Consider the following 24,881-nt stretch of genomic DNA (forward strand, 5'->3'; position numbering starts at 1 on the left):
TGACCCAGGCGTGCGTGGGTGGTGTTTGGTAGGTGGTGCGGTGCAGTTGCGACATGATCCCTCATCCATGGCGTCGTCTAACCTCAGGGTGAGAGTAAACCTCACCTCCGACATTGGGTAGGACTCTCCGTCTGATCGGCTAAATATTTTCCGACCGGCGCATGTGGTTCTTCGTGGTTGTACACAAGTTCGCCTCGAGATGCCCTCCGAGCTTCATCCCCAGTACTGTCCGTCCGGACTTGGGATGCAGAATTTCAGGGGCGAGGGACCAAAGATCAGGGGCCTGTGGGGAAGCGGCCTCGGCCGCTCTGATTGTTTGAGCGGAGCCGCTGCGCGGCCGGGTTTTTCTTGTTTTGTTTACCTTTCGGCTGCCGATCGTAGCTCGCTTCGATCCTGCGTTCCCAGATTTTCGGGCGCGGTCGCAAGCTCCCTTATTTCGCCCGAAATTCTGGGCACTTCGGCTCTCCCGCTCGCTATCGATTCTCTCGCCGGAAGGCAAACAAAATTGTCGGTTGAGTAGAGGGAGCGAGATCATGACGTACGCCAGCGTTGTCGAGACACTCAGCACCACAACCAGTACTTCCCTGACCCGGGACACGGTCGCCCGGATCATCTGGGCTACCGTGGCCGATCCCGGAGATCCCCGCGTCGGCGCCTTGGTGGCTGCTCTCGGGGCCGAGACTGCGCTCGCGCTGCTCCTGGACGGGCCCAGCAGTGCGATTGTCGGGTTCGGTCTCGCCGGGCTGCGCGCTCAGCTCAGGGCTCGCTTTGAACGTGCGGGCGCCGCGGAGACCGTCCGGGCCAGCGCCGAGTCCGGATATCACGTCCTCACCCCGTCCCTCCAGGACTGGCCGGCCCAGCTCGAGGACCTCCGCCTCGCGGCGCCGCTGGCCTTGTGGGTGCGCGGCGACCCGGCGGTGCTCTCGATGCGCAGCGTGCTGCTGACCGGGGGTCAGGACTCGACCGGGTACGGGCGTCACGTGGCGATTGACCTGGCGTCCGGGCTCGGGGCCCGCGGGTATGCGATTGTGTCCGGTGCTGCCCGCGGCATCGACCACGCAGCCCTGGCCTCGGCGGTCGCGTCCGGCGGGCACCCGATCGCCGTACTCGCGGGCCGAGTGAACACGCGTTTCCCGGCAGACCGCGGCGCTCTCCTGGACGACGTCGCCGCGAACGGTGCTGTCGTCAGTGAGGTGCCGCCGGGAGCGACGCCAATTTGGTGGCAGTTCGCTCGACGCGGCCAGCTGATGGCCGCTCTGGCGTCGAAGACCATCGTCGTCGAAGCGAGCGCTTCGTCCGATGCACTCACTGCGGCCGAGCACGCCGTCGAGCTGGGTCGCCCGCTCGGTGCCGTACCCGGGTCGACCTCCTACGCGGCCGGGGCCGGCTACCAGGTCTTGACGGGCGAGTTCGGTGCGCGTTCAGTCACGAGCCCGCACGATGCCGACTGGCTCTGACGACGCGGCTACCGGGTAAGTTCCGCGTCCGGGTCCTCGTTCCAGATCTCCCCCGTGTCGATGTCGACGCCCGCAGCGTCGACATCGACCGGATCAACTGCGGCGCCGGCTGTCTTGTACGCCGGCGTCTGCTGAAAGGTGATGGTCCGGTTCGGGAGGGCACGAAAGGGGGCGATGGCGCCGCCTTGGACGATCCAGAAGGCGCCGTCGGCGGCTTCCCGGACGTCCTGGGGTGGGATCACGAACGAGTGTTGGGCGCGCGCGCTGCCGAGTTCGTCGCCACTGGCCCGACCGGCGGCTTCCATCCGCATTACCGTCCCGGCGTACTTGACGATCTCTTCCGGGTCTTTGGATCGGCCGAAGATCAGCGCGGCCCCGCTTGTGAGAGCCCGGCGCCGGCGGACCTCCTCGTTCGAGAGCCCGGCCGGACTCTGCGTGGCCAGGACCAGGCCGACGCCGGCGCTGCGTGCGGTTTCGAACAGGCTGCCGGCGGTGTCGCCGGGGTCTTGGGCGCCGGTGACGAGTTGCGGGAACTCATCCACGATCACGACCACCGGGCTCTTGTCGCGTCGTTCGAGGCGGGAGGCCAGGAAGTTCCGCAGGTCCAGCAGTAATAGGTCGCCCAGGCGTGCCTGGGCGTCGTCGACCGGAGACAGCGGAACGATGGTCACGTTGGCGCGCGGGGCGTCGTAGGACCAGCCGTCGGGTCCGATCCAACGCTCCAGCGGGCGGAGTGCCACCAGGAGGCTCTGGAGGGCGCGTTCTCCGGCGGTGGTGCCGTCCCGGTCGATGACCTTGTTCACCATTGACAGGTCGTACTGGTCCCGCGCATGCGGGCCCGGGTCCGTCAACCGTTCCCGCAACTCGGTCACGCTCCGGATCGGCGTCCTGTCCTGAACGGCTTGGAGGACACCGCGGATCTCGTTAAGGTAGTGCTGGTTCGCGCCATCAGGGGCGGGCATCAGCCGCATCAGCTTCGCGGTGACCTGCTCCGCAGTGCCGTTGAAGAAGTCCCACGTCCCGCCGGCGACCGCGGTGCGACCGTAGGATTCGGCGACGGCGACGAGGTCCGCGGCGTCGGCCGGGTCGCCCTTGGCGTCGATCACGAACACGGGCCACCCGTACTCGAGGGCGCAGAGCACCAGCCCGGTGATCAGGACGCTTTTGCCGCTGCCGGATTCCGCGATGATCAACGCCCGCAGCGCCGACGAGGTCCCGGGCAGGACCAGGTAGGTGCCGGTGGGGTCGACCCAGTCCCGCACCCGCCGGGCATCGTAGAACCGGTCCGCGAGAGTCCGCACGGTCACCCGGCTCGTCACGCCGAACGCGCTCCGCCCCTCGTCCAGGTGCAACGGAACGGTGACGGCGCTTCGGGTCGTGCCGGTGATGCGGCCGGTGTTCCGGTCCAGGAGCACTCCGATGCTGCGGGCGACGTTGCTGTCCGCGGCGCGCTTCCGCGCGGTCTCGATCTTCTCCTGCCGCACCACGTCCAGGATCCGGCGCGACCGCACCCGGTCCGCGATCCGCCGGCGCCGGATCGACCACGCCACCGGCAACAGCAACACCCCCGCGACCAAGTTCAGCAGCATCCACGGGACGAGAGTGGGTGCCAGGTCCGTCCGCCAGTCCACTCCGGAGAAGTACGCGTGCGCCTGCCCGGACTGCACCCACACGGTGACGAGGACGATCTCCGTTCCGACGAGGGCGGTGACGAGGGTGATGCCGATCGTGTTGGCAAGCCAGTGCCAGCGCCAGACCAGCCAGAACCGGGTCCGGGTCGCGATCCCGTCGCCGGCGATCCGCCCGGCCAGGACCGGCACCACCAGCGGGAGAGCGACCAGCACCAGCAGAACCGTGAAGATCGCTTTGAGGACACCGGCGATCGCGTCGCTGGCGGCGTCCTCGCTCCCGGCCACGAACTGGTTGCCGCTCATCGCGTCACTCCCCCAGCCGGTTGCCCGTCGACCCCGTCGAGCTCAGTCAGGACCGACGCGCCCGGGAGAACCTCGGGGCGCGGCCGGTCGAGTGCGGGACCGACCCATTGGCCGCGGATATCGAACACCGTCTCCGCCACGAGGCCAGGGCGTTCGGTGCGGAACACGTATTTGTCCGCAGCGCGGGTCACGGCCCGAGTTGCGTCCTCGGTGCAGAAGTACGCGACCCGGGTGACGCCGTCGTGGGCGAGGCGGTGTGAGTGGTTCTCGCAGATCATCTTGTAGCGTTGCCAGGTCTTCGGTGTCAGCTCCACTTCGATCAGTTCCACCTCGCCGTTCCGGATCGCGACCCCGTCGGCCTGATGGTCCAGGCGGGCGACCGGTTTCCGGTCCCGCTGCCACGTGTACCCGTGGGCGAGGTAGCGGGCGGAGACCGCGGACACGGCGACCTCGTGCCGGATCGTCTGCCGGAACAAGTTCGGCGCCGGCCTCCCGATCGCCGCGGCGGTCGCCCACACGATGGACGTGTCCCGGTACGTCGGCCGGGCCCGTTCCACCAGCCCCGCACCCTCGAGCCGGACGACCCACTGCTGCGCCTTCCGCGTGCTCACAGGAACCCCGGACCCGGAGAGTGCACCGAGTGCCCAGCGGATTGCATCCATTTCTGCCAGACGCACGACCAACAGCCAGTCGACCATTGACTCGTCTCGGTCTGTCCACTGCACCATCGTCACAATCTCCGTCCGCTCTGAAACGCCTGATTTTCTGACTTAGCTCGTCCTGTTTCTCTTGTTCCTTGTTCTTGTTTTTTGTACTTAGTTTTGTTTTTGTTTTTGTTTTTTTCTTTTACTTATCTCTCTCATACACTTCTTCCTCTTTCCCTGTCCCACCACTACCCCTTTACTTCCCAACCCCCCACACAAAGCCGTTGGGTGTGGGGGGTTGGGAAGCGAGCGCAGCGAGGGGGTCGCGGTGGGACAGGGAAAGAGGCCCCTTACCTATTCGTTTGGGTATTCGCTCTTAACGAATACCCAAACGAATACCCAAACGAATAGGCAGCCCCAAAGACCGACCTCCTAGACCGCCGATTCCTGCCCGGAATTCGTGCGTCAGAATCACCCCGCAGGGCGGCGGCGGATGCTTCCGGATCGGTTTCAGGAGTAGTCGTACCAGCGGATGACGCCGTTCGCAGTCAGTGCCAGCATCAGGGCGTCGTCGGCCTTGTCGGCGAGGTCCGCGGCGTCCCGGAGGGCCAGCTCGGCCCGGATCACGCCGGCGACCTGGCCGGCACCGCGACCGTCTTCACCGTCGTATTGGATACCATCCTGCGTTTGGGCATGCCAGGTGGCGAGCTGCTCGAACACCTGCCCCAGCAAGCATTGGGCGTTCATTAGCCGTCCGAGGAGCTCGTAGGAGTCCCCCGGATGCTCAACTGTTCGGGTGCTGTGCGCGAGCTCGCGGGCGGCGCGGCGGAGTTGCTCGGCGCTGATCAGTTGCGCGCTCTCGGCGCTGATGTCCATCAGAATCTCCTTCACGTTTGCGTTCCAGTTACTCGTCGGTGTCGGGTGTGCGGGTGCGGCGGACTTGGGCGACGGCGCGGTTCAGGTCCGGTCCGACGACGTCTGCCTGCAGAACTCGACCGGAGCGTCGCGCTTCAGGGTCGCCCCAAGTCTCGGTGTGTTCGCGGCCGACAACCACGACCGGGTCGCCCTTGTGCAGGGTCGCAGCGACGTTCTCGCCGAGTTCGAATCGGGCCTCGACGAAGTGTGTCGTCGGCGCCTCGTGGGCCTGCCAGGTGCCGGCACGGTACTCGCCGGTGTTCTCGATCACCCGGATCTTCGTGATCAGGATCGATCCGGCCGGGACTACCTCCGGATCGGCGGCGAGGTTACCGGTGATGGTGCGTGTAGACATGATGTGCTCCTTCTCGATGGGTGGTGCGCGGGTATTACTGGGGTTGTGCGGTAGTTGCCGCGGCTGCGCTCTCGACGAGGTCGAGGCGCGTTCTGAGGGCGTTGATCAGGTCGGGCCGGTAGCCGCTCCAGCTGGCGCCAGGCGCCTCGACGATAGGCGCTTGGACGTGGCCGAGGCCGGTGACGTACTCGTGCGCGACCGGGTCCTGGGTGACGTCGATGAGGGTGAACTCGATGCCGAGCAGAGTGAGTTTCCGGAGGGTGGCGGCGCACTGTACGCAGCCGGGCTTGCTGTACACGGTGACGGTGTCGGTCATGGTGTTCTCCCTGTCAGCGTTTGCGGGTCCGTCGAGTGGATCCCGGGCGGTACGGAACTGCGGTGTCGCGACTCAGCCGAGGCCCATGTGAGAGTTATCCACAGGCTGGTATCGCGCGCGCGTACTGCTCCGTTGTTGTTCATTCCTGCTCCTTACTGTTAGGGGGGTCATTTTCTGGTCCCCTTTGAGACAACTTTCTGGTCCCCTTCAGGGACGAATTTTTGGTCCCCAGGAGGGACGAATAATTGGTCCCCTTACGGTCTGAACCGCGGAAGTTATCCACAGCCCGGGTCGTCCACGACAGTGGTCTCGAACTGGCCAAGTTGAGTTCGAATTCGGCGGTGGTGCCCTTGTGCGCCGACCTGACCCGGGTGATGGCACCGGTATCGACGAGTTCCTTGACAGCGCGTTTCACGGCCCGGTGCGCGGCTTCACTCGCGTTCTCCGGGGCCAGGAACCCCAGGGCGATCGCGGACGCTTCCCGGCCCGCGAAGTAGCGACGCGGAGGCTGCCGGGCCGGGTTGTCGGCGTCATCCCAGCATTCCAAGGCCATGTGCACGAGCAGCACGGTCGCCGTAGAGCCGAGGTTCAACCGGGCGGCAACCAGAAGGGCGTTCTTCGCCGCGAAAAGACCCACGGTCCCCTCACCGCGCTTCGCGGACATGAGCCGGTGCGGTGTCAGTGGTGCCCGATAGCGTGAGCATCGATCCCATCCTCTGCTGGTGACGATCAGGGCCCCGGGCGACCACCCGGGGCCTTCCCACGCCTGCAACTCACGAGAGTCGCGACGGGGTCGGCCGGTCACTGCTACGCTTCGGCGTCGCCGCTATTGGCGCTGGCTTCGATCCACGCCATCACCTCGGAGCGCTTGTAGAGCACCGTGCGCGGAGTGGGCTTATAGAACCGCGGGCCGCGTCCCATGTATCGCAGCTGGGCCAGAGCACCGGTCTTCAGGCCGGTGATCTCACCGACGGTGGCCGGGAGGATAAATTCGTCGTCCATGATCATCCTGTCTCGATGACAACCTTTCGGCTGTTCCAATGTTGAAGTCACAATATGATGACTTCTGACATTTGACAAGGCTTTGCGTAGTATCTTGTCCGCATGACAGATTTTCGGACTGAGACGAGCATCGGCACCCGGATCCAGGCCGTGCGGAAACATCGTGGCATCCGGACCACGAAGGAGCTCGCGGACAAGATCCCAGGCGGAAACGTGACTGAGGCGGTCCTGCAGAACATCGAAGCCGGCCGGAAATCCGACCTGTCTGTCAGCCAACTGCTCAACATCGCCAACGCACTGAGCGTCTCCCCGTTATTCCTGCTGGCACCAGTCGGCCATCCAACCAGCACGCTGGATCTGCCGAATCTGGGCGACGCATTCGACGGCATGACCGTCCTCGAGTTCGACGCCTGGGTATCCGGCGAGACCGACGGAGCCTACCGGTGGACCACCACCGACGAACGCTCCGAACGCTCCGAACTGCAGGCCATGCGCGAACTAGACGGCCTCATTCGGGAGCGCAAGCGTCTCGCGAGCAACCTCGAGGTCGAGGCATCACTGGACGCTCTGCACGGCGAGTCCGAGATGGGGCAACCCTGGAACACGACCGCGGCACGACTCGAAGAGGCCACCCGCCGGATTGCCCAGCTGTCGTCCTACCTCACCTCGGCGGGCTGGGACCTCGAGGGTTGGACGGACTAAGCACGCTCCATGACCATCTAGTCGGGCGGCCGAACGTCTGACGTAGCCGCAATAGTGATCGACAGCAAGGAACCGAGAAACTCCAATAGACCAACGGACACAGAGACCGAGGTGGAGCCATGGGAAGCATCACTCCGTACGAAACCAGCCTGGGCAAGCGATACCGGGTGCGGTACCGCAAACCCGACCACACCCAGACCGACAAACGCGGATTCAGGACAAAACGTGACGCGGAACTCTTCCTCGCGGCCACCGAAGTGCGCAAGGCCACCGGTGAATACATCGACGCGAAGGCGTCCAGAATCACAGTTACCGAGTTCGGCACGCGGTGGCTGCGCACGCAGACTCACCTCAAGCCCAGCTCCTACAGCGTTATCGAGATCGCCTGGCGTGTGCACGTCCAACCGCTGTGGGGCCATCGGCTGATCGGCGAGATTCGCCACGGCGAAGTTCAAGAGTGGATCAGCACGCTGTCCGCCTCCAAGAGTCCAACTGTAGTGCTGCGAGCGTACGGCGTCTTAGCCGGAATAGTGGACGCCGCGGTCAAGGACCGCCGACTACCCTCCAATCCTGCCCGAGGCGTGAATCTGCCCCGGAAGGTCGGGAAGCAACGGCACTATCTCAGCCACGAACAGGTCCAGGTGCTCGCGGACGAAGCCGGCAAGAATGCCACCCTGGTCCTCTTCCTCGCCTACACCGGTCTGCGCTGGGGCGAGGCTGTCGGATTGCGGGTCGACAGCGTCGATCTCGTCCGGCGCCGTGTCCTCGTGCAAACCAACGCGGTCAATGTGCGCGGGCGCATCGTGAGCGGCTCACCCAAAGGGTACGAGGTACGCAGCGTGCCGTTCCCGGCGTTCCTGGCCAAACCAATGGGTGCCCTGTGCGCTGGCAAAGACCGAAGCCTGCTCGTGTTCGGCAGCGGGCATGAATTCCAGCCGACACCCACTCACGGCGACGGGTGGTTCGCCGGCGCTCGAAAACGAGCACGTCTGAGCGACCCTGCAATCCCGGCTGGACTGACCTTGCACGACCTGCGTCACACGGCGGCGTCCCTGGCCATTTCGGCGGGCGCAAACGTTAAAGCCGTGCAGCGAATGCTCGGCCACGCCTCCGCAGCGATGACTCTGGACACCTACGCCGACCTCTTCGACGACGACCTAGATGCCGTTGCAACCGCCCTCGATCACGCGAAAACTATTTCAAGTGTGGGCAAAATGTGGGCACGGGCCAATTCGCCGGCGAGCGAACAGCCCTACATCCCAGTGTTTCATTGGGAAGTAGGGGGTGAAGTGAGTGTGCCCCTGGAGGGATTCGAACCCCCAACCGTTTCCTTAGGACACAACCGAAAATGCTATCTATTTCGCCAAGATTATCGTTTTGATCAGGGATAATAAGTAGCGATATGGTCCTGGTGTACACAACGGTGTACACATACAGACTGATCGAAAACGCACGCCTCGCGCGCAGCAGTAGACCCGACGGTCCAAGCACATACGACAAAGCCGATTAGTGCTCTTCCTTCGTTCTCGCCGCGATGGTGAAGACAACTGCGAGGTAGGCAATCACAGCCACGGGGACCACCGTCGAGACGATCGGCATCAAAGCCGGGATGGGTGCGATCCAGTAGAGAACAAGTGCGACTACGGATAGGACCCCGATGACGATGCCAATTGCCGCGTACACGGGTGTCCTGATGACTCGCCGCGCTTGGCGTCCTAGTGTTTCACTGTCTTTCACGATTGCCTCCTACGCATAGCAGTTGATGATCACGGGATGGGCGGAGCCACCAATGGTGAGCATTCGGAATCCCACGCACTGTCCCGTGTTCTTGGCCTGTACTGCGGCGACCCAGAAAGCAGCGCTATACACACCGCATGCGAAGCCGACAATGGGGTTGAGGAGGGCGGCGCCACCGCACAGCACGGCGCCCGCCCCGACGGCGGTCTCACTGGCCGTTTGCGTTTCGGTCTTAGTGAATTCAAGCGTGCACCAAACGAAGTCACACTGCACTCTCGGATCAGCGACGACAGGAAAAGCCGTGGAACTGGTTGGCGCGACAGATTGGATGAGCGTGTTTCCATCGATCGTGTACGACGTTTCGACGGGACTGCCTTGAGCGTCCTTCGCCCATGCCGAGCCGATCACGTTCACAGCAATTCCGTTTTGATCCGAAACCAGAATCCGGCCGTCAATTTCGGAGAGTACTGCTGGCTTGTCGTTCGCAGTGATCTGGAATCGATAGTCCGTTGGGGCGTTCTTGTTGTGGAGGACGATGTAGCCAGCATTGGCTTGTGCTCCTCCTGACTGACTCGTAAGGGCATACGAAGAATCAGGCCCAGCGAGAATTGTTACCTTCGAGTCCGCGGATAGTGCACCTGACAAGGTCGAAACCGGGGCGATTTCAACCGTGCCCGTCTTCGATCGCACCTGGAGACGCTCGGCAGTCAGAACGGTTGTCGCGGGGTCCGCCACCGTGGCACGCGCAGCACCCGAGCCGAGGGTATTTGACAGTAGTCCGAGACTATTCAGGGCGTCGGTCACGGCATCTGAGTTCGGGGCCGCTGACGCGGGTGCCGCCGAGATCCCCCCGACAATGACTGCGCCTATAACAGCGCTGGCGAGAATGTTCTTGAATTTCATCTCTGGTTCCCCCATCTACAGGTGTCCACGCCTACCTGACGCGAGCACGCGTCACCCCAAAACGTGAATCACTTCTGTTCAATGGAACAGCTCAACCGCCGCGCCAGCAAGTCGGCAGATATGCCGACTTGAATGTCTAAGCGCCACCCGATATGGTCACGATCAGGAATTTCTGAATGTCTGCCCCGACTACTGAAGGAGCCAACGGTGGACTACCAACGGTGGCACAATGCACATCAACCAGCGTCCCAACCCTTGGGAGCGCGTGCATCAGGCTTCCAAACCCGAGCTGAGGCATTAGATGACGGCGCTAGCGGATTTCATCGAGGCTGACATCGATCACCGCGCCGAAGACGCCCGAGCCCTTCCACGATCGGTCAGCGCTACAGGCCCGCGGCGAATCCACTCGTTGGCCAAGCGAACGTGTCAAAAGGCACCCTGAGAGGGTATCCGCGATTTCACACCGACATAAGTCGAAACCATCGCCGTCGCCGCGCATATCGCTGGAAGGCCGGCAGTTCAGCGCAGTGAACGCAGGTAGCGTTTGCGCACGATCTGTTGTGCGATAAGCATCCACGGGCAGAGGACTCGCCAGGGCTACGTGGCGCGGGGCTTTTTGGTGTACACAGCGGTGTACACATGGGCAGCAGTAGAAATGGCGGATATCGGCTACAGAACTGACCGAAAATGCCAATTAAGCGTGATCTGGTGAGGAAAGGTGTGCCCCTGGAGGGATTCGAACCCCCAACCGTTTCCTTAGGACGGAACTGCTCTTCCGTTGAGCTACAGAGGCTGGCTGTCAAAGTTTAGCTGGTGCGAGCCCGTTCGGGATTACGCGGGCGGGTACAGGAACAGCGCGACGTCACTCGGCGAGACCGTGCGCTTGTGATACGTGTGACTGCCCATCCAGTTGTACTCCTCGAGTACGACGGATCCGTCACCGCCGATCGACTGCACATAGGCGACGTGGTTGTAGTTGAACCAAGCGACCGCGCCGACGACGGGGGTTTTGCTCGTGGTCCAGCCATGGTTGGACCAGGCGCTCGCCCAGGCGCTCGCGTTGCCGCCGCCGGGGGTCAGACTGTTCCAGGTCCAGCGCCAGGAGGAACCGGTCGAACCGGCGTCGCGGTTGAGGCGCCAGGCTACGAAGTCGACACACTCGCGGTAGTAGTAGCTGAGCGGGGACAGGCCGCCGCCCTGCGACTCGGTGGGCATGTTGTACCAGGGGTAGTCGTCACCCTCTGCCCGTACGCCGTAGACGGCGAAGGCAGCCGCAGCGGCACGGGCAGTTGCGGCCTGCTGGGCCGCGAGGGCCTTCTTCGTGGCGAGTGCCTGAGCCGCCAGCTGCTCTTTCGTGGTGGCAGCGAAGCCGTCACGCGATACGGTCACCGCTGTCGCGGCTGCTGCGACGGTGAGGCCCTGAACGACCTTGTTCCCTGAGGAATGCGTGGCGCTGGTGAGATCGCCGGCTGCACGCGGTGTGAAGGCGTATGCGGGCAGTGCCGCAGTGAGGAAGATGGCCGGGATGGCGAGCACGGCGATCGCGATCTTGACTGGATGCCGCCGCTTGCGTGGGAAACGACCGACGGGCTTCGACGGCGAGGCCGGAAGACGTCCGCGCGAGCGCACCGTGGGAACGACGACGGGCTCGGGCTTCGGGGCCAGGAACTGCTCCGTGGCCGGGCTCAAAGCCGGGAGCGCCTCGCGCTGAGCCCGGAGTTCGCGGCGAGTGAGAAAAACCTCGGGGCTCGCTGCGGAATCGGACACGCCAGACTCGGGCAAAAGTTTTCCTCTGGATCGTGGCGTATCGTTCGGGTTCATCCCACCCTAGGGGAAACCGCCGAAGAAGTCACCCCCGGCGTTACACATCCGTTACATTTCCTGATCAGGCGGCAGGCGCAAGATATTCATCCCACTGCGGCAGGGGTCGCTCGACACCGCGCACGACCCAGCTGGACCCGATCGGGATCTTCGGGTGGAAGAGCAGGTCCCAACCCATCTCCGCGGGAGTGCGGTCGCTCTTGATGTTGTTGCACCTCAGGCAGCAGGCCACGAGGTTGTCCCAGCTGTCGCGGCCACCGCGCGAACGCGGCTGCACATGGTCGATCGTGTTCGCGGTGCGGCCGCAGTACGCGCAGCGATGGTCATCCCGGCGGAGGACGCCGCGCCGGCTCACCGGCAGCGAACGCGACCGCGGGAGGTGCACGTACCGCGTGAGGATGATCACGCTGGGCCGGTCCCAGGAACCGGTCGTCGCCCAGACCGGGTGGGCCTGGTCGGCGGCCACGATGGTGGCCTTCTGATTCATGACGAGCACGATGGCCCGTTTGAACGAGACCACGGCGAGGGGCTCGTAGCCCGCGTTCAGAACAAGTGTGCGCATGCGTTCCCTTTCGAAAAGGGCTGGACGGCTTCCAGCCATTCGATCTACTCCCTCGCACCGAGAGTCAGGGGCAAACGGGCAAACAAAAAGGGCGCTGTCACAATGACAACGCCCTACGGGCTGCAACGCGAGAACACGCGCAACTCAGACATGTTTGACTGCCGTGCCGCAGCGCAAAGCGGCAGCGCACATCCATGGTGTGGATCGTGCATCGCTCGCGCATTGGCTCTCCCAAAAAACTCGCAGTACTACAGAGCATCAGGTTAACTCACAAGCGACACGCCGCGCAGCACCCGCAACACTTCGTGGGCAAGCTGTTACGCATTGTTCACATCGGCGCCGCCCGGCGAGGCAGCAGTCGTTCCTACCGAGCGGTCTCCGTCGCAGTGCTTCAGATCCCGAGGCGAACGATGTAGTACGAGCTCGTCCAGATCGGCTGCACGCGCACGGCAGCCCCCTCGTAGGGTGCGTGCAGGATGTTGCCGTTGCCGGCGTAGATCCCGTCGTGACCGTCCATGATGACGAGGTCACCCGGCTGCGCGTCGGCGACGGAGATCCGGGTGCCCGCTGCGCCCTGGCCTGCGGAAGAATGCGGCAGGCTGATCCCGAACTGGGCGTAGACGTACATGACGAAACCGGAGCAGTCGAAGCCGGCGGGCGTTGACCCGCCGTAGACATAGGGAACACCCTGGTACTGCAGGCCGACGTTGTAGACGGATGCGAGGCTGAACGTCGGGTAGGACGGGTTGGCCAGGAAGTCGGAGACCGACGGTCCGGAGTATGCGGATGCGTAAGTCGTCATGGAGGCGGCCGCGGCGACGCGGCGTGCTTCGGCTGCTGCTGCGGCGGCCGCGGCAGCTGCAGCCGCCTTGGCCGCGGCGATCTCTTCCGGCGTCGTGGCGGTGAATCCGTCTCGGGCGACGCTGACGGTCGAGGCCTGGTCCGCGACGGTGAGTGACTGGGCACCCGCTCGGGTGAGGGCTGTGGATGCCGTCCTGCCGTGCGCGGTGTCCGTGCCGGGAGCACTCGGCGCGAACGCGTACGCCGGGATCGCCATGGTGGCGACGAGCCCGCCGGCGAGGGTCATCATCACGATGTTGGCGATGGCTCCGTGCCGGCGTGAGGGGCGGGTGAAGATCCCGCGCGCGGGGGCCTCCTCACGCTGCGCCGGCTTCGGGGCCGGCAGTGCGGGAGTCGGGGCGGAACCTCGACGGGACAGTCTTCTACCTAATTCTTCGGCCAAAGTGTGTACCTCCGGCGCCTCGACAGCACTAGGTAGTTGCCCCGTCCAATGCGTTGGTCGCATGTGTTACCGAACCAGGAGACGGGAAGAGAGACGTCCTGTTTCGAGCCCGGCGGCCGGTTCTGGCCTGTGGGACTCGTCCGACAGTACGTGAGGTTTCTCCGTTTGTCACCCCTTGGTGACGATTTAATAACGAACGCGTAACGAAACGGTCATATTCCGATCGACGAAAACCCGGCATCCGCTCGGATTCGGAGCCTCGAAATCGGCGGTCAGAGCTCGGCGACGGGAGTGGTGACGAAGATGTGGCTCGCGACTTCGTTGGGCAGTTCGAGACCCTCGTCGAACCCCGCAACCTCGACGAGGACGTAGGACCCCAGCGCGGAGAAGACCCCCGAATTGCCCGGCATCACGCCGGCGTTCTTGAGCTGTGCGAGCAGCTCCGGGTCGAACTGCACGGGTTCGCCGAGGCGGCGGATGACCGCGGTCACCGGCGCCGTCGACCCTGCGACGACCTCGACCAGGTTCGTCACTCCGGCCATGAATGCGACGGCCGGCGAGTCGCCCAGTTCGTCGAGCCCGGGGATCGGGTTGCCATACGGCGACTCGGTCGGGTGCCCGAGCATCTCCAGGATCTTGCGTTCGACCTGCTCGCTCATGACGTGTTCCCACCGGCAGGCTTCGTCGTGGACGAACTCCCACTCGAGGCCGATCACGTCGCTCAGCAGGCGCTCGGCGAGGCGGTGCTTGCGCATCACGTGCACGGCCTTACGGCGGCCGTTGATCGTGAGTTCGAGGTGGCGGTCGCCGGAAACGACGACGAGCCCGTCCCTCTCCATACGCGCGACGGTCTGCGAAACGGTCGGGCCGGAATGACCCAGGCGTTCGGAGATCCGGGCCCGGAGGGGGACGATGCTTTCCTCCTCCAGATCGAGGATGGTGCGGAGATACATTTCGGTCGTGTCGATCAGATCAGTCATCGCCGGCCTCCCAGTGCCTCCGTGTGCGTCACAACCTTATCGCCGTGTTAGGGGTCGTTAGAATCGCCTCATGTCGAATCTGATAATTCCCTCCGAACTCTTGCCCGTTGACGGACGATTTGGCTGCGGCCCGTCCAAGGTCCGTCAGGAACAGCTTGAGTACCTCCTTAAATCTGGCACGTCCATTATCGGCACCTCCCACCGTCAGGCGCCGGTGAAGAACCTGGTCGGCCGGGTCCGAACCGGCCTGGCGGAGCTGCTTCGCGCTCCGGAAGGCTACGAAGTCGTCCTCGGCAACGGCGGGTCCACCGCCTTCTGGGATGCAGCCGCGTTCTCCCTTATCTCCAAGAAAGCCCAGAACCTCGTCTTCGGCGAGTTCGGCGGCAAGTTCGCCGCCGCGGCGAGCGCACCGTTCCTCGAAGCACCCGACGTCATCAAGGCGCCGGCAGGCTCGCTGAGCGAGGCCGTCCCGACCGAGGGCGTCGACGTGTACGCCTGGCCGCAGAACGAGACCTCGACCGGTGTAATGGCTCCCGTCACCCGCGTGCACGGCGACGCCGGAGCCCTGACCGTCATCGACGCAACGAGCGCGGCCGCCGGCATCGACTACGCCGCCGACCAGGCGGATGCCTATTACTTCGCCCCGCAGAAGAACCTCGCCTCCGATGGCGGCCTCTGGATGGCGCTCCTCTCCCCCGCTGCCATCGAGCGCGTCGAGCAGATCGCGGCGAGCGGCCGGTACATCCCGGAATTCCTCAGCCTGAAGAACGCGATCGACAACTCGCGTCTCAACCAGACCCTGAACACCCCGGCCGTGGCCACCCTGCTCCTGATCGAGAACCAGCTCGACTGGATCAACGGCAACGGCGGACTCGCCTGGGCCTCCGCGCGCACGCGCGAGTCCTCCTCAGTGCTCTACGACTGGGCGACGAGCGTGGACTACGCGACGCCGTACGTCGTCAACCCCGACCACCGTTCGCAGGTCGTCGCGACGATCGACTTCGACGACGCGATCGACGCATCCGCCGTGGCCAAGGCGCTGCGTGCGAACGGCATCTCCGACACCGAGCCGTACCGCAAGCTCGGCCGCAACCAGTTGCGCGTCGCGACGTTCACGGCCATCGAGCCGGACGATGTGCGTCAGCTGGTCAAGTCCATCGAATTCGTCGTCGCGAACCTCGGCAAATAGCGGTTTCGCGTGCGCCTCTGGTTGAAAGACAGCGAGCGCCGGCCCGATCCTGAGCCGGCGAAAGCGGATGCGCGCACGCCGATCCTGATCGGAGCCCTCGCCTGGCTCGTGGCCGCGGGTCTCGCCCTGGTTTTCCAGGGCGAGCTCGCGGCCCGCGGGCTGGGCTGGTGGATGTGGTGCGCGGTCGCCGGGGTCGGCCTCGGCATCGCGGGGCTGGCCTGGCTGCGCCTGAGGCGCCGGTAGTTCTTTGTTCGTTCGGCGCTAGGCGCTATTCGTCTTCGTCTTCGTCTTCGTCGACATCGTCCGGGTCGATGTCGTCGTCTTCTTCTTCGTCTTCTTCGTCTTCATCGTCGTCAGTGTCGTCGTCATCACTGTCGTCGTCATCGTCGTCGTCATCATCGGCGTCGTCGTCGTCGCCGAGGGCGTCGGCGGCCGCAGTCGCGGCGACCAGGTCCTGAGCCGTGCGGTAGTCGGCGAGGCGATCGGACCACGGCACCCACTCGGGCGCGACGAGGGCCTCGTCTCCCGGAGTGAGCTCGGTCTCGAGCACCTGCGGCACGGATTCCCCATCGATGCGCGAGAGCGTCACAGTCCAGCGCCAGCCCGGATACCCGGTCATGGTGCAGTCGAAGAGCAACGACACGACCCGGTCACCCTCGACGATGTGTCCGAGGGGTTCACCGATGGTGTCTTCCGGAGTGAAGGTGAGCAAGGCCGCCCTGGCCACCTCGACGGCCGCGACGAGTGTCTCGTCGGTCGGAACGACATCCGCTGCCGAGGAATCGGCGGCATCGGTCACGGCGTCGTTCACGGCGGCGTTCACGGCGTCGACGGTCAGGACGTCGAGTGTGGTGTCTTCGGTCTGCTCAGGCATCGAGTTCCTCTGCGACCTTGCGAAGCATGGCGGCGATCTTGTGGCTGTGGGCGCTGTCGGGGTAACGGCCGCGCCGCAGGCTCGCACCGATGCCGTCGAGCACCTTGACGAGGTCCTCGATGATGATCGCCATGTCGTCTGCGGGCTTGCGGCTGAGCTTGACGAGGCTCGGCGGCGCTTCGATGATGCGCACGGAGAGCGCCTGGGCGCCACGCTTGCCATCGGCGATGCCGAACTCGAGCTTCGTTCCTGGCTTGACCGTCACTCCGGTGGGCAGCGCAGAAGCGTGGAGAAAGACCTCCTGGCCGTCATCGGAACTGATGAAGCCAAAACCCTTCTCCTCGTCGTAGAACTTGACCTTGCCGGTGGGCATCTGGACCTCGCTGAATTCCGGGCGCGCGACATGCGCGCCAACCGCACCCAGCTTATTCGGTTGCACCCGTCGCCGCCCCGTATCCTTGACACTGTGACCAATCAAACTCCACATGCCGCCGGCCGGCCGGAACGCATCCTTGCCTATATGGTCGCCGCCACCGTCGGCTTGTCGATCCTCGCGTTCTTCGCCGTCATCATCGGCACCTGGCTCGGCGCCGGCGCGAACAACGGCTTCGGCCAGGGTGTCTGGCCCGCGATCCTCGCGCTCCCGCTCGTCGGGCTGCCGATTGGATTCATCCTGATCATCGTTCTCCTGGTGACGACCACTGTCCGCCGCGCTCGCGAGGCACGACAGAACGGGAAGTAACGCCGTGCTGACGCTCGCCTCTCGCCTTCGTGCACTCGACGACGCGGCGTTGCGCCGCACGATCGAGATCCGTGCGATCTCAGCCCACGGCATCCGGGATTTCTTCGACCTCGCCGAAGCCCTGCTGAACCCGACCGCGGTCCAGGCAGCGCTCTCCCGGCTCGACCGGTCGACCCTGGCCGTGCTGGCGATCACCGCCACCGAGGCACCGGCCGACCCGACCGACTCTGCCACCTCGTCAACCCCGACGTCCACGATCGGCGGGTCGCTCGGCCTCGATGCGCTCGCCACCCGCCTCGCGGAGCTCGGCGGCGTGACCGTCACCCGAGCGGATGTCGCTGCGCGCGCCGCCGTCCTCGACGAGCTGATGCTCGCACACCTGTCCGACGACGGGCTCAGGGTCTATGCGGCCGTCGCCGAACACCTGGCGACCTGGCCAGACCTGGGCTTGCCGTCCGCCCTCGAGCTCGCCTCGATACCAGCGCCCTCCGCACTTGCGACCGTGATCGCGACCGACAGCCGCTTCACGGACCGCCTCGCCGCGGAACGCGCCTTCGCGGCGGTCTCCTCCATCGCCGAGCTCGTCACAGAGCTCTCCCGCGAGCCCGTGCGGGAGCTCAGCCGCGGCGGACTCGGCCTGCCGGACACCAAGCGCCTCTCCACGGTCATGGGCGTCGAACTCGACGCCGTCGCCACTTACGTCGCCACAGCGGCCAGGGCGCAGCTCATCGCGCATTCCACCGGCTACTGGAACGAGACAGAGGCCGGCGAGGCCTGGCTCCTCGAGGGCACCGCGCACCGCTGGGCGGCCCTGGCCGGCTCCTGGCAGGCGGCACTGCCCGCCGATGTGCGCAGCATCCTGGCGCACCGCCCCGGCGTCTCCTGGGGCGAGGGCCTGCGCAGTTTCGTGACCTGGCTCTACCCGGCCGGCGGAGAGTGGATGGACACCCGCGTCACCGAGTTCGCCCGCGACGCCGAGCTGATCGGCATCACGGCGCACCAGACCACGAGCCCGGCCGGTGCCGCGGTCCTCGCCGAAGACCTCGAGGGCGCCATCGCCACAATCGGGGCGTCACTGCCCGCAGAAGTCGGGGCCGTCTACCTGCAGAACGACCTCTCGATCGTCTCCCCCGGCCCCCTCGCCCCCTCGATCGACGCCCGGCTCCGCGGTCTCGCCGACGTCGAGAGCCGCGAACTCGCTCTCAGCTACCGAATCTCGGCGACCTCGGTCAACCGGGCACTCGCCGCGGGTGAAACCGCCGAGTCACTCCTCGACTTCCTGCGCGCGATCTCGCTGACGGGCATCCCGCAGCCGATCGAGTACCTGATCCGGGAGTCCGCCGGCCGGTACGGACGGATCCGGGTCGGCGAAGCGGCCGCGCCGACCGCGCTCAGCCGCAGCTACGTCCGATCGGACGATGAGGAGCTCCTCGGCACCCTCGCCGTCGACCAGACCCTCAGCCCGCTCGGACTCGTCCGCGCGGACGCCCACCGTCTCACGAGCCGGTTCACCTCGGACGTCGTGTTCTGGGCGCTCAACGACGCCAAGTATCCCGTCGCCGCCGAGAACGCCGACGGGGAGATCCTGCATCTCCGCCGGCACCAGCTCGCGAGGGTCCTCCCCCCTGATGCCCCCGACCTCGCTCTCATCCTGGTCGAAAAGCTTCGCGCCGCCGACGGCGGCGAAGATGTCGCCGCCGACGCCTGGCTCGCCCGCCAGCTCGATTCGGCGATCAAGTCCAAGCAGACCGTCATCGTCAGCATCGCCATGCCGGGTGGGGTCGTCGTCGACTACCTGCTCGAACCGGCGAGCGTCGGCGGCGGCCGTTTCCGGGCCAGGGACCGCCGGGCCGACATCGAACGGACCCTGCCGCTCTCGAGCATCATCAGCATCACCCCCGCCCCGTAAGCGGGGGTCGGCCGATGGGAGGCTCTCAGCCGCGCGGGCGTAGGATTAGCGGCTATGTCTGATGGTCCACTGATTGTCCAGAGCGACCGCACGGTTCTGCTCGAAGTCGCCCACCCCCTCGCCGAAGATGCGCGCCATGACCTCGCCGTCTTCGCGGAGTTGGAACGGGCCCCTGAGCACATCCACACCTACCGGATCACCCGGCTCGGACTCTGGAATGCCCGGGCAGCGGGACACGGCGCCTCTGACATGCTCGCGACCCTCGAGAAGTATTCCAAGTTCGCGATCCCGCAGACCGTTCGGATCGACATCGAGGAGACCGTCGGGCGCTACGGCCGCCTGATCATCGAGCGCGACGACGAGGGCCAGCTCGTCCTGCAGAGCAACGACCGGGCCGTGCTGATGGAGATCTCCGGCGCCAAGCGGATCGCTCCCCTGCTGATCGGCCACCCGACCCCTGATTCCTTCCTCGTCGAACCCTGGGCCCGCGGGCAGCTCAAGCAGGAGCTCGTCAAGCTCGGCTGGCCGGCCGAGGACCTCGCCGGGTACACGCCGGGCACCCCGCACGACATCGCCCTGCTCGAGAACGGCTGGGCCCTGCGCGACTACCAGAACAAGGCCGTCGCGAGCTTCTTCGACGGCGGTTCCGGCGTCGTCGTGCTGCCCTGTGGGGCGGGCAAGACCCTCGTCGGCGCCGGAGCGATGGCGACGGCGAAGACCAACACGCTCATCCTCGTCACCAACACGGTCTCGGCCAGGCAGTGGCGCGACGAACTGCTCAAGCGCACCACCCTGACCCAGGACGAGATCGGCGAATACTCCGGGCAAGTCAAGGAAGTCAAGCCCGTCACGATCGCGACGTACCAGATCCTCACGGCGAAGCGGAAGGGCGAGTACGCCCACCTCGAACTCCTCGACGCGATGGACTGGGGCCTCGTCATCTACGACGAGGTGCACCTCCTTCCCGCACCGGTGTTCAAGCTCACGGCCGAGCTGCAGGCCCGCCGCCGCCTCGGCCTCACCGCGACGCTCGTCCGCGAGGACGGTCGCGAGGGCGACGTGTTCAGCCTGATCGGCCCCAAGCGGTTCGACGCACCCTGGAAGGAGATCGAGGCCCAGGGCTTCATCTCCCCCGCCTCCTGCTACGAGGTGCGGATCGACCTGCCGCAGTCCGAGCGCCTCACCTATGCCGCCGCTGCGGACGACGAGCGGTACCGGCTCGCCGCGACCGCCCCGGCCAAGCTCGACGTGGTCAAGCGCCTCGTCGAGAAGCACCACGGCGAACGCATCCTCGTGATCGGCCAGTACCTCGACCAGATCGACGAACTCGCCGATGCTCTCAACGCGCCGAAACTCACCGGGGCCACGCCCGTCGACGAACGCGAACGGCTCTATCAGGCGTTCCGGGTCGGCGAGGAGAACCTGCTCGTCGTCTCCAAGGTCGCGAACTTCTCCGTCGACCTGCCGGAGGCGACCGTGGCCATCCAGGTCTCCGGGTCGTTCGGGTCCCGCCAGGAGGAGGCACAGCGGCTCGGCCGTCTGCTCCGCCCCAAGGAATCCGGCCTCGCCGCGAACTTCTACACGCTCGTCGCCCGAGACACCGTCGACCAGGACTTCGCGCAGAACCGCCAGCGCTTCCTCGCGGAGCAGGGGTACAGCTACACGATCCTCGACGCGAACAACCTCGACACTGACGCCCTCATCGGCGAGGCGGCCGCCGGCATCCGCTGACCGAACCAATCCGACGGAATCGGTCAGACCGCCGGGCGGGTGTAGCGCAGGAAGAGCATGTCTCCGGCGGTGAGCACGTGGCCCAGGCGCATCGGTCGCGACGTGGTCTCTGCGCTGCGGGCGATGCGGCCAGAGGTGCCCGCCTCGAGCACCGGGCTCAGGCTCAGGCAGAGTTCGTCGACGGCATCGACGGCGAGCAGGGCCCCGAACAGGCTCGGGCCGCCCTCGCAGAGCACCTGGCGCAAGCCCCGAGCGGCGAGCCCGCGGAGCGCGAGCGGAAGATCGATCGACGCCGCCCCAGAGACGAGCACGTCGGCCACGGCCTCGAGGTCGGCGCGCCTGTCGGCCGGTGACCCCGCGTGCGTGATGACGATCGGGCGCGTCGCGGCGTCGGTGAACAGCGGATGCCCGGCGTCCAGGTCCAGACGCCCGCTCACGACCGCGATCCGCGGCTGCGGCGGGAGCCCGTGCGCGACGCGCCAGGCCTCGGCGGCGGCGTCCAGGCGAATGCCGCCATAGCCCTCGGCGCGGACCGTGCCCGCCCCGACCAGGATCACGTCCGTGAGGGACCGGAGCGTATCGAAGACGAGTTTGTCGTCGGCGTTGTTCAGGCCACCGCTCAGGCCGTCGTGGGTCGCGGCGCCGTCGAGGCTCGCGATGAAGTTGACGCGCACCCGCGGGTCGGCCCTGTCCTCGATGCGATAGGCGTTGAGGAGAGCTGCCTGGCTGAAGTCGGTCATCGCTCAGGCCAGGTTGTGGCGCTCGTACGCCGGTTCGCGGAAGCCCAGGATCGCCTCGGTCATCCGGACGGCGTCCACGGCGGCGCGCACGTTGTGCATCCGCACGATCCGGGCGCCCTGCATGATGCTGAACACGGCGGCGGCAAGGGAACCCTCAACGCGTTCCCCCCTCGGGCGATCGAGAGTCTCGCCGATGAAGTCCTTGTTGGACACCGCGACGAGGGTCGGGTACCCGAGCGCGGCGATCTCGGGGAGGCGCCGGGTCAGTTCGAGCGAGTGGCGGGTGTTCTTGTTGAGGTCATGGCCGGGATCGATGATGATCCGCTCCGCGGGGATCCCGTGGGACAGGGCCAGGTCGGTGCGCTCCCGGAGGAACGCGGCGACCTCGCTCACGACGTCGCCGTAGCGCGGGGCCGGGTGCGGCATCCGTGGGCGGGCGAGGCTGTGCGTCACGACGAGGGTCGCCTCGCTGTCCGCGACGACGTCCGCCATCAGCGGGTCGTGGATGCCGGTGGTGTCGTTGATGACGTCTGCGCCGGCCTCGATGGCCGCCCGTGCAACGGCCGGGTGGAACGTGTCGACGGAGATGACCGCGCCGGCGCCGCGCAGCGCCAGGACGACTGGGACGACCCGGTCGATCTCCTGGTCGACGGGGACCGGCGGACCGGGCGCGAACTTGACCCCGCCGATGTCGACCCAGTCGGCACCGTCGGAGATCGCCTGGAGCGCGGCTGCGACGGCCTTGTCCAGCGCGAACGTTGCGCCCTGGTCGAAGAACGAGTCCGGAGTGCGATTGATGATCGCCATGACCGCGACTTCACGGTCGAAATCGAATTCGCGTCCGCCGATCGTGCGCCGGGGGTGGATCAGAACGGGTAACGCCGCGGTGCCGCCCGTCATGTCAGGAGCCCGCGCCCGGCGCTTCGACCGCCTGGCCGATGATGCTCTCGAGGCTGCGCGTCCCGTCGCGGAGCACGGACGGATCGACGCGCATGCGCGATCGGATCAGGGTCTGGACCGAGTCGTTGACACCCCACACGTTGACGTTCATGCCCGCGACCACACGGCCGTCGGCGACCCAGAACGCGAGGAACTCGCGGGCCGACCGGTCACCGCGGAACACGAGTTCCGCATCCCTCGCCAATTCGCCATACCCCGAGTATTCCATTCCCAGGTCGAATTGATCGGTGTAGAAGTAGGGAATCTCCTCGTAACTCACCGCGCGGTCCAACATCGAGAGCGCGGCGGCCCGGCCGGCATTCTCGGCGTTCGCCCAGTGCTCTACCCGGAGGTGGTGTCCGAGCACGGGGTGGAACACGCTCGCGACGTCGCCGACCGCGTAGACACCGGGCTCGTTCGTGCGGAAGGCCGCGTCGACGACGATGCCATCGGCGACCTCGAGCCCCGCGTCGAGGGCCAGCCGAGTATTGGGCGTCGCGCCGATCCCTATCACGACGACGTCCGCAGGGACCACCTCGCCGCGCTCCCCGTCCGTGCCGGATCCGACGCCCTCCGCCGCCTCCTCGCCTGCAGTGGCCTGGCCAGCAGCGGCCTCGAGCCGGACACCCGTGACCCGTCCGTCCGCACCGAGGATCTCGGCCACGCCGGTCTCCATCCGCAGGTCGACCCCGTTGTCGCGGTGCAGCTGGGCGAAGATGGCGCCGATCTCCGCTCCGACGGCGCGCTCCAGCGGCACACCCCCCTGCCCGAGCACCGTCACGTCATTGCCGTAGCCGCGGGCGGCCGCCGCGACTTCGAGGCCGATCCAGCCGGCACCGACCACGACGACCCGGCGTCGGCCCGGCTTGAGCGTTTCCTTCAGCCGGGTCGAGTCACCGACCGTCCGCAGCAGGTGCACGCCGGCCAGGTCTCCCCCGTCGCCCGGGAACGGCCGCGCTGCCGCCCCGGTCGAGAGCAGGAGCCGGTCGTAGCGCAGCGTCCCGCCGTCGGCGAAGGTCAGGCGCCGCGCATCAAGCGTGAGTGCCGTCACGGCTCGCCCCGGCAGGACCTCGATGTCCTGCCCCGCGTACCACTCGGCCTGGTGCACGTCGATCGAGTGGCGAGCGGATGTCCCTGCGAGGTAGTCCTTGGACAGCGGCGGCCGGATATACGGGTACTCAGCCTCCTCGCCGACCAGAACGACTCGTCCGTCGAAGCCTTCGGCCCGGAGCGCCTCGGCCGCGCGTGCGCCAGCGAGGCCGGCTCCGACGATCACATATGTTTCGCTTTTCATGGCCTTCTCCATTCGAATCCGTGTCGACAACCGCTCGACATCCGACTCGGCAGCGGCTTCGACCTCCGCGTCCGAGTCGCCCCGGCAGCTTCACACCCCACCAACAATCTACCCACGCCTTAACCACACCGGGCACTCCCAGCGAAGGTCCAGCTAACGCGCAGATACTGGTCCAATGACTGATGGCCCCCGCATTCTTATTGTCGACGACGAGCCCAACATCCGGGACCTCCTCACCACCAGCTTGCGCTTCGCCGGCTTCGCCGTGCGGGCCGTTGGCAACGGTGCCCAGGCGATCTCGGCCGTGCTCGAAGAGGAACCCGACCTGATCATCCTCGACGTCATGCTTCCCGACATGAACGGCTTCGGCGTGACCAAACGCCTCCGTTCCGCCGGCTACACGGCGCCGATCCTGTTCCTCACCGCCAAGGACGACACCGAAGACAAGATCACCGGCCTCACGGTCGGCGGCGACGACTACGTGACCAAGCCGTTCAGCCTCGACGAGATCGTGGCCCGGATCAAGGCCATCCTCCGCCGCACGATGCACGCCGACGAAGACGCCGTCATCCGCGCCGGCGAACTGACCATGGACCAGGACACCCACGAGGTGCTCGTCGGCGAAGAACCCATCGAGCTCAGCCCGACCGAGTTCAAGCTGCTCCGCTACCTGATGCTCAACCCGAACCGGGTGCTCTCGAAGGCGCAGATCCTGGACCACGTCTGGGAGTACGACTTCAACGGCGACGCCGGCATCGTCGAGTCCTACATCTCGTACCTGCGCCGCAAGGTCGACGCGCACTCCTCAGAGCCGCTGATCCAGACCAAGCGCGGCTTCGGCTACATGCTCAAGGCTGCCAAGGCATAGTCCCAGACTGCGCAAATAGACTGG

General features: G+C 66.0%; 27 protein-coding genes and 1 tRNA gene. 9 read left to right on the plus strand and 19 right to left on the minus strand.

Going from position 1 to position 24,881, the window contains the following annotated elements; translation table 11 throughout:
* Positions 1 to 533: 533 nt before the first annotated feature.
* Positions 534 to 1,457, plus strand: a complete 924-nt coding sequence (locus tag E3O44_RS06895; protein WP_134533862.1) for a DNA-processing protein DprA — start codon at positions 534 to 536, stop codon at positions 1,455 to 1,457.
* A gap of 8 nt (positions 1,458 to 1,465) precedes the next feature.
* On the opposite strand, the gene E3O44_RS06900 is transcribed toward E3O44_RS06895, so the two are convergent.
* From E3O44_RS06900 to E3O44_RS06930, 7 genes are all read right to left on the minus strand, one after another.
* Positions 1,466 to 3,391, minus strand: a complete 1,926-nt coding sequence (locus E3O44_RS06900; protein ID WP_134533864.1) for a type IV secretory system conjugative DNA transfer family protein — start codon at positions 3,389 to 3,391, stop codon at positions 1,466 to 1,468.
* Entirely contained in the window at positions 3,388 to 4,119 is a 732-nt protein-coding gene (locus E3O44_RS06905; RefSeq protein WP_134533866.1) for a hypothetical protein, read from the minus strand. Before E3O44_RS06905 ends, E3O44_RS06900 begins: the two co-directional genes overlap by 4 nt.
* A 426-nt stretch (positions 4,120 to 4,545) precedes the next feature.
* Entirely contained in the window at positions 4,546 to 4,911 is a 366-nt protein-coding gene (locus E3O44_RS06910; protein WP_134533868.1) for a hypothetical protein, read from the minus strand.
* Between the two features lie 28 nt (positions 4,912 to 4,939).
* Positions 4,940 to 5,305 (minus strand): single-stranded DNA-binding protein, encoded by a 366-nt coding sequence (locus E3O44_RS06915; protein ID WP_134533869.1) that lies wholly within the window; start codon positions 5,303 to 5,305, stop codon positions 4,940 to 4,942.
* A gap of 34 nt (positions 5,306 to 5,339) precedes the next feature.
* On the minus strand, positions 5,340 to 5,621 hold the full coding sequence (locus E3O44_RS06920) for a glutaredoxin domain-containing protein (protein WP_134533871.1): 282 nt from the start codon (positions 5,619 to 5,621) through the stop codon (positions 5,340 to 5,342).
* 139 nt (positions 5,622 to 5,760) lie between these two features.
* Positions 5,761 to 6,285: a hypothetical protein gene (locus tag E3O44_RS06925; RefSeq protein WP_134533873.1), complete on the minus strand. Its 525-nt coding sequence runs from the start codon at positions 6,283 to 6,285 to the stop codon at positions 5,761 to 5,763.
* A 143-nt stretch (positions 6,286 to 6,428) separates the two neighbouring features.
* Positions 6,429 to 6,623, minus strand: coding sequence for a helix-turn-helix transcriptional regulator (locus E3O44_RS06930; RefSeq protein ID WP_241976126.1), 195 nt, complete (start codon positions 6,621 to 6,623; stop codon positions 6,429 to 6,431).
* A gap of 102 nt (positions 6,624 to 6,725) precedes the next feature.
* On the opposite strand from E3O44_RS06930, the gene E3O44_RS06935 reads away from it, so the two are divergent.
* Positions 6,726 to 7,325 (plus strand): helix-turn-helix domain-containing protein, encoded by a 600-nt coding sequence (locus tag E3O44_RS06935; RefSeq protein ID WP_134533877.1) that lies wholly within the window; start codon positions 6,726 to 6,728, stop codon positions 7,323 to 7,325.
* A 119-nt stretch (positions 7,326 to 7,444) separates the two neighbouring features.
* Positions 7,445 to 8,716, plus strand: coding sequence for a tyrosine-type recombinase/integrase (locus E3O44_RS06940; protein ID WP_134533879.1), 1,272 nt, complete (start codon positions 7,445 to 7,447; stop codon positions 8,714 to 8,716).
* A 115-nt stretch (positions 8,717 to 8,831) separates the two neighbouring features.
* Here the strand turns inward: E3O44_RS06940 and E3O44_RS06945 are convergent, their stop codons facing one another.
* The 7 genes from E3O44_RS06945 to E3O44_RS06975 form a co-directional block, all read right to left on the minus strand.
* The gene (locus E3O44_RS06945) at positions 8,832 to 9,062 is read right to left on the minus strand and encodes a hypothetical protein (RefSeq protein WP_134533881.1); all 231 of its coding nucleotides are present in this window, start codon (positions 9,060 to 9,062) and stop codon (positions 8,832 to 8,834) included.
* 9 nt (positions 9,063 to 9,071) lie between these two features.
* A complete protein-coding gene (locus E3O44_RS06950; protein ID WP_134533883.1) occupies positions 9,072 to 9,965 on the minus strand; it encodes a hypothetical protein in 894 nt (297 codons plus the stop codon).
* Positions 9,966 to 10,686: 721 nt separating this feature from the next.
* Positions 10,687 to 10,758, minus strand: a tRNA-Arg gene (locus tag E3O44_RS06955).
* A 38-nt stretch (positions 10,759 to 10,796) separates the two neighbouring features.
* On the minus strand, positions 10,797 to 11,654 hold the full coding sequence (locus tag E3O44_RS06960) for a CHAP domain-containing protein (RefSeq protein ID WP_166792577.1): 858 nt from the start codon (positions 11,652 to 11,654) through the stop codon (positions 10,797 to 10,799).
* A gap of 196 nt (positions 11,655 to 11,850) precedes the next feature.
* Positions 11,851 to 12,348 carry an HNH endonuclease gene (locus E3O44_RS06965; protein ID WP_134450064.1) on the minus strand — a complete coding sequence of 166 codons (498 nt, stop codon included), beginning with the start codon at positions 12,346 to 12,348 and terminating at the stop codon, positions 11,851 to 11,853.
* 391 nt (positions 12,349 to 12,739) lie between these two features.
* Positions 12,740 to 13,591 (minus strand): C40 family peptidase, encoded by an 852-nt coding sequence (locus E3O44_RS19550; RefSeq protein WP_241976128.1) that lies wholly within the window; start codon positions 13,589 to 13,591, stop codon positions 12,740 to 12,742.
* 272 nt (positions 13,592 to 13,863) lie between these two features.
* Positions 13,864 to 14,571 carry an iron-dependent transcriptional repressor DtxR gene (locus E3O44_RS06975; protein ID WP_134533887.1) on the minus strand — a complete coding sequence of 236 codons (708 nt, stop codon included), beginning with the start codon at positions 14,569 to 14,571 and terminating at the stop codon, positions 13,864 to 13,866.
* Between the two features lie 70 nt (positions 14,572 to 14,641).
* Between E3O44_RS06975 and serC the strand changes: the two genes are divergently transcribed.
* Positions 14,642 to 15,760 (plus strand): phosphoserine transaminase, encoded by a 1,119-nt coding sequence (gene serC / locus E3O44_RS06980; protein WP_134533889.1) that lies wholly within the window; start codon positions 14,642 to 14,644, stop codon positions 15,758 to 15,760.
* A 9-nt stretch (positions 15,761 to 15,769) separates the two neighbouring features.
* Positions 15,770 to 16,003 carry a DUF2530 domain-containing protein gene (locus tag E3O44_RS06985; protein ID WP_134533891.1) on the plus strand — a complete coding sequence of 78 codons (234 nt, stop codon included), beginning with the start codon at positions 15,770 to 15,772 and terminating at the stop codon, positions 16,001 to 16,003.
* A gap of 25 nt (positions 16,004 to 16,028) precedes the next feature.
* Here the strand turns inward: E3O44_RS06985 and E3O44_RS06990 are convergent, their stop codons facing one another.
* Together E3O44_RS06990 and E3O44_RS06995 are read right to left on the minus strand one after the other, a co-directional pair.
* Positions 16,029 to 16,634, minus strand: coding sequence for a DUF3027 domain-containing protein (locus E3O44_RS06990; RefSeq protein ID WP_134533893.1), 606 nt, complete (start codon positions 16,632 to 16,634; stop codon positions 16,029 to 16,031).
* Positions 16,627 to 17,007 (minus strand): cold-shock protein, encoded by a 381-nt coding sequence (locus E3O44_RS06995; RefSeq protein ID WP_134450059.1) that lies wholly within the window; start codon positions 17,005 to 17,007, stop codon positions 16,627 to 16,629. Before E3O44_RS06995 ends, E3O44_RS06990 begins: the two co-directional genes overlap by 8 nt.
* A 93-nt stretch (positions 17,008 to 17,100) precedes the next feature.
* Between E3O44_RS06995 and E3O44_RS07000 the strand changes: the two genes are divergently transcribed.
* From E3O44_RS07000 to E3O44_RS07010, 3 genes are read left to right on the plus strand one after another with little or no spacing between them, the layout of a single operon-like run.
* Entirely contained in the window at positions 17,101 to 17,376 is a 276-nt protein-coding gene (locus E3O44_RS07000) for a hypothetical protein (RefSeq protein ID WP_134533895.1), read from the plus strand.
* Between the two features lie 4 nt (positions 17,377 to 17,380).
* The gene (locus E3O44_RS07005) at positions 17,381 to 19,285 is read left to right on the plus strand and encodes a helicase-associated domain-containing protein (RefSeq protein WP_134533897.1); all 1,905 of its coding nucleotides are present in this window, start codon (positions 17,381 to 17,383) and stop codon (positions 19,283 to 19,285) included.
* Between the two features lie 54 nt (positions 19,286 to 19,339).
* Positions 19,340 to 21,016: a DNA repair helicase XPB gene (locus E3O44_RS07010; protein ID WP_134533899.1), complete on the plus strand. Its 1,677-nt coding sequence runs from the start codon at positions 19,340 to 19,342 to the stop codon at positions 21,014 to 21,016.
* A gap of 23 nt (positions 21,017 to 21,039) precedes the next feature.
* Here the strand turns inward: E3O44_RS07010 and E3O44_RS07015 are convergent, their stop codons facing one another.
* Genes E3O44_RS07015 through E3O44_RS07025 form a run of 3 tightly spaced genes read right to left on the minus strand, consistent with a single transcriptional unit; the run spans position 21,040 to position 23,989 of the window.
* On the minus strand, positions 21,040 to 21,756 hold the full coding sequence (locus E3O44_RS07015) for a pyrimidine reductase family protein (protein ID WP_134533901.1): 717 nt from the start codon (positions 21,754 to 21,756) through the stop codon (positions 21,040 to 21,042).
* 3 nt (positions 21,757 to 21,759) lie between these two features.
* Positions 21,760 to 22,656, minus strand: a complete 897-nt coding sequence (gene folP / locus E3O44_RS07020; protein WP_134533903.1) for a dihydropteroate synthase — start codon at positions 22,654 to 22,656, stop codon at positions 21,760 to 21,762.
* A gap of 1 nt (position 22,657) precedes the next feature.
* On the minus strand, positions 22,658 to 23,989 hold the full coding sequence (locus E3O44_RS07025) for an NAD(P)/FAD-dependent oxidoreductase (protein WP_134533905.1): 1,332 nt from the start codon (positions 23,987 to 23,989) through the stop codon (positions 22,658 to 22,660).
* 175 nt (positions 23,990 to 24,164) lie between these two features.
* On the opposite strand from E3O44_RS07025, the gene E3O44_RS07030 reads away from it, so the two are divergent.
* A complete protein-coding gene (locus E3O44_RS07030) occupies positions 24,165 to 24,857 on the plus strand; it encodes a response regulator transcription factor (RefSeq protein ID WP_134450053.1) in 693 nt (230 codons plus the stop codon).
* Positions 24,858 to 24,881 lie beyond the last annotated feature (24 nt).

Source organism: Cryobacterium algoricola (assembly GCF_004402485.1).
In the GTDB taxonomy this organism is placed as follows: domain Bacteria; phylum Actinomycetota; class Actinomycetes; order Actinomycetales; family Microbacteriaceae; genus Cryobacterium; species Cryobacterium algoricola.

Coding starts and splice junctions, on each gene's coding strand:
- E3O44_RS06950 (WP_134533883.1), bottom strand. CDS start 9,965: ATGAAATTCAAGAACATTCTCGCCAGCGCTGTTATAGGCGCAGTCATT.
- E3O44_RS06935 (WP_134533877.1), top strand. CDS start 6,726: ATGACAGATTTTCGGACTGAGACGAGCATCGGCACCCGGATCCAGGCC.
- E3O44_RS06940 (WP_134533879.1), top strand. CDS start 7,445: ATGGGAAGCATCACTCCGTACGAAACCAGCCTGGGCAAGCGATACCGG.
- E3O44_RS06920 (WP_134533871.1), bottom strand. CDS start 5,621: ATGACCGACACCGTCACCGTGTACAGCAAGCCCGGCTGCGTACAGTGC.
- E3O44_RS06930 (WP_241976126.1), bottom strand. CDS start 6,623: ATGGACGACGAATTTATCCTCCCGGCCACCGTCGGTGAGATCACCGGC.
- E3O44_RS06910 (WP_134533868.1), bottom strand. CDS start 4,911: ATGGACATCAGCGCCGAGAGCGCGCAACTGATCAGCGCCGAGCAACTC.
- E3O44_RS07010 (WP_134533899.1), top strand. CDS start 19,340: ATGTCTGATGGTCCACTGATTGTCCAGAGCGACCGCACGGTTCTGCTC.
- E3O44_RS06900 (WP_134533864.1), bottom strand. CDS start 3,391: ATGAGCGGCAACCAGTTCGTGGCCGGGAGCGAGGACGCCGCCAGCGAC.
- E3O44_RS06990 (WP_134533893.1), bottom strand. CDS start 16,634: ATGCCTGAGCAGACCGAAGACACCACACTCGACGTCCTGACCGTCGAC.
- E3O44_RS06965 (WP_134450064.1), bottom strand. CDS start 12,348: ATGCGCACACTTGTTCTGAACGCGGGCTACGAGCCCCTCGCCGTGGTC.
- E3O44_RS07030 (WP_134450053.1), top strand. CDS start 24,165: ATGACTGATGGCCCCCGCATTCTTATTGTCGACGACGAGCCCAACATC.
- E3O44_RS06895 (WP_134533862.1), top strand. CDS start 534: ATGACGTACGCCAGCGTTGTCGAGACACTCAGCACCACAACCAGTACT.
- E3O44_RS06915 (WP_134533869.1), bottom strand. CDS start 5,305: ATGTCTACACGCACCATCACCGGTAACCTCGCCGCCGATCCGGAGGTA.
- serC (WP_134533889.1), top strand. CDS start 14,642: ATGTCGAATCTGATAATTCCCTCCGAACTCTTGCCCGTTGACGGACGA.
- E3O44_RS06905 (WP_134533866.1), bottom strand. CDS start 4,119: ATGGTGCAGTGGACAGACCGAGACGAGTCAATGGTCGACTGGCTGTTG.
- E3O44_RS06975 (WP_134533887.1), bottom strand. CDS start 14,571: ATGACTGATCTGATCGACACGACCGAAATGTATCTCCGCACCATCCTC.
- E3O44_RS06995 (WP_134450059.1), bottom strand. CDS start 17,007: ATGCCCACCGGCAAGGTCAAGTTCTACGACGAGGAGAAGGGTTTTGGC.
- E3O44_RS06925 (WP_134533873.1), bottom strand. CDS start 6,285: ATGTCCGCGAAGCGCGGTGAGGGGACCGTGGGTCTTTTCGCGGCGAAG.
- E3O44_RS07015 (WP_134533901.1), bottom strand. CDS start 21,756: ATGACCGACTTCAGCCAGGCAGCTCTCCTCAACGCCTATCGCATCGAG.
- E3O44_RS07025 (WP_134533905.1), bottom strand. CDS start 23,989: ATGAAAAGCGAAACATATGTGATCGTCGGAGCCGGCCTCGCTGGCGCA.
- folP (WP_134533903.1), bottom strand. CDS start 22,656: ATGACGGGCGGCACCGCGGCGTTACCCGTTCTGATCCACCCCCGGCGC.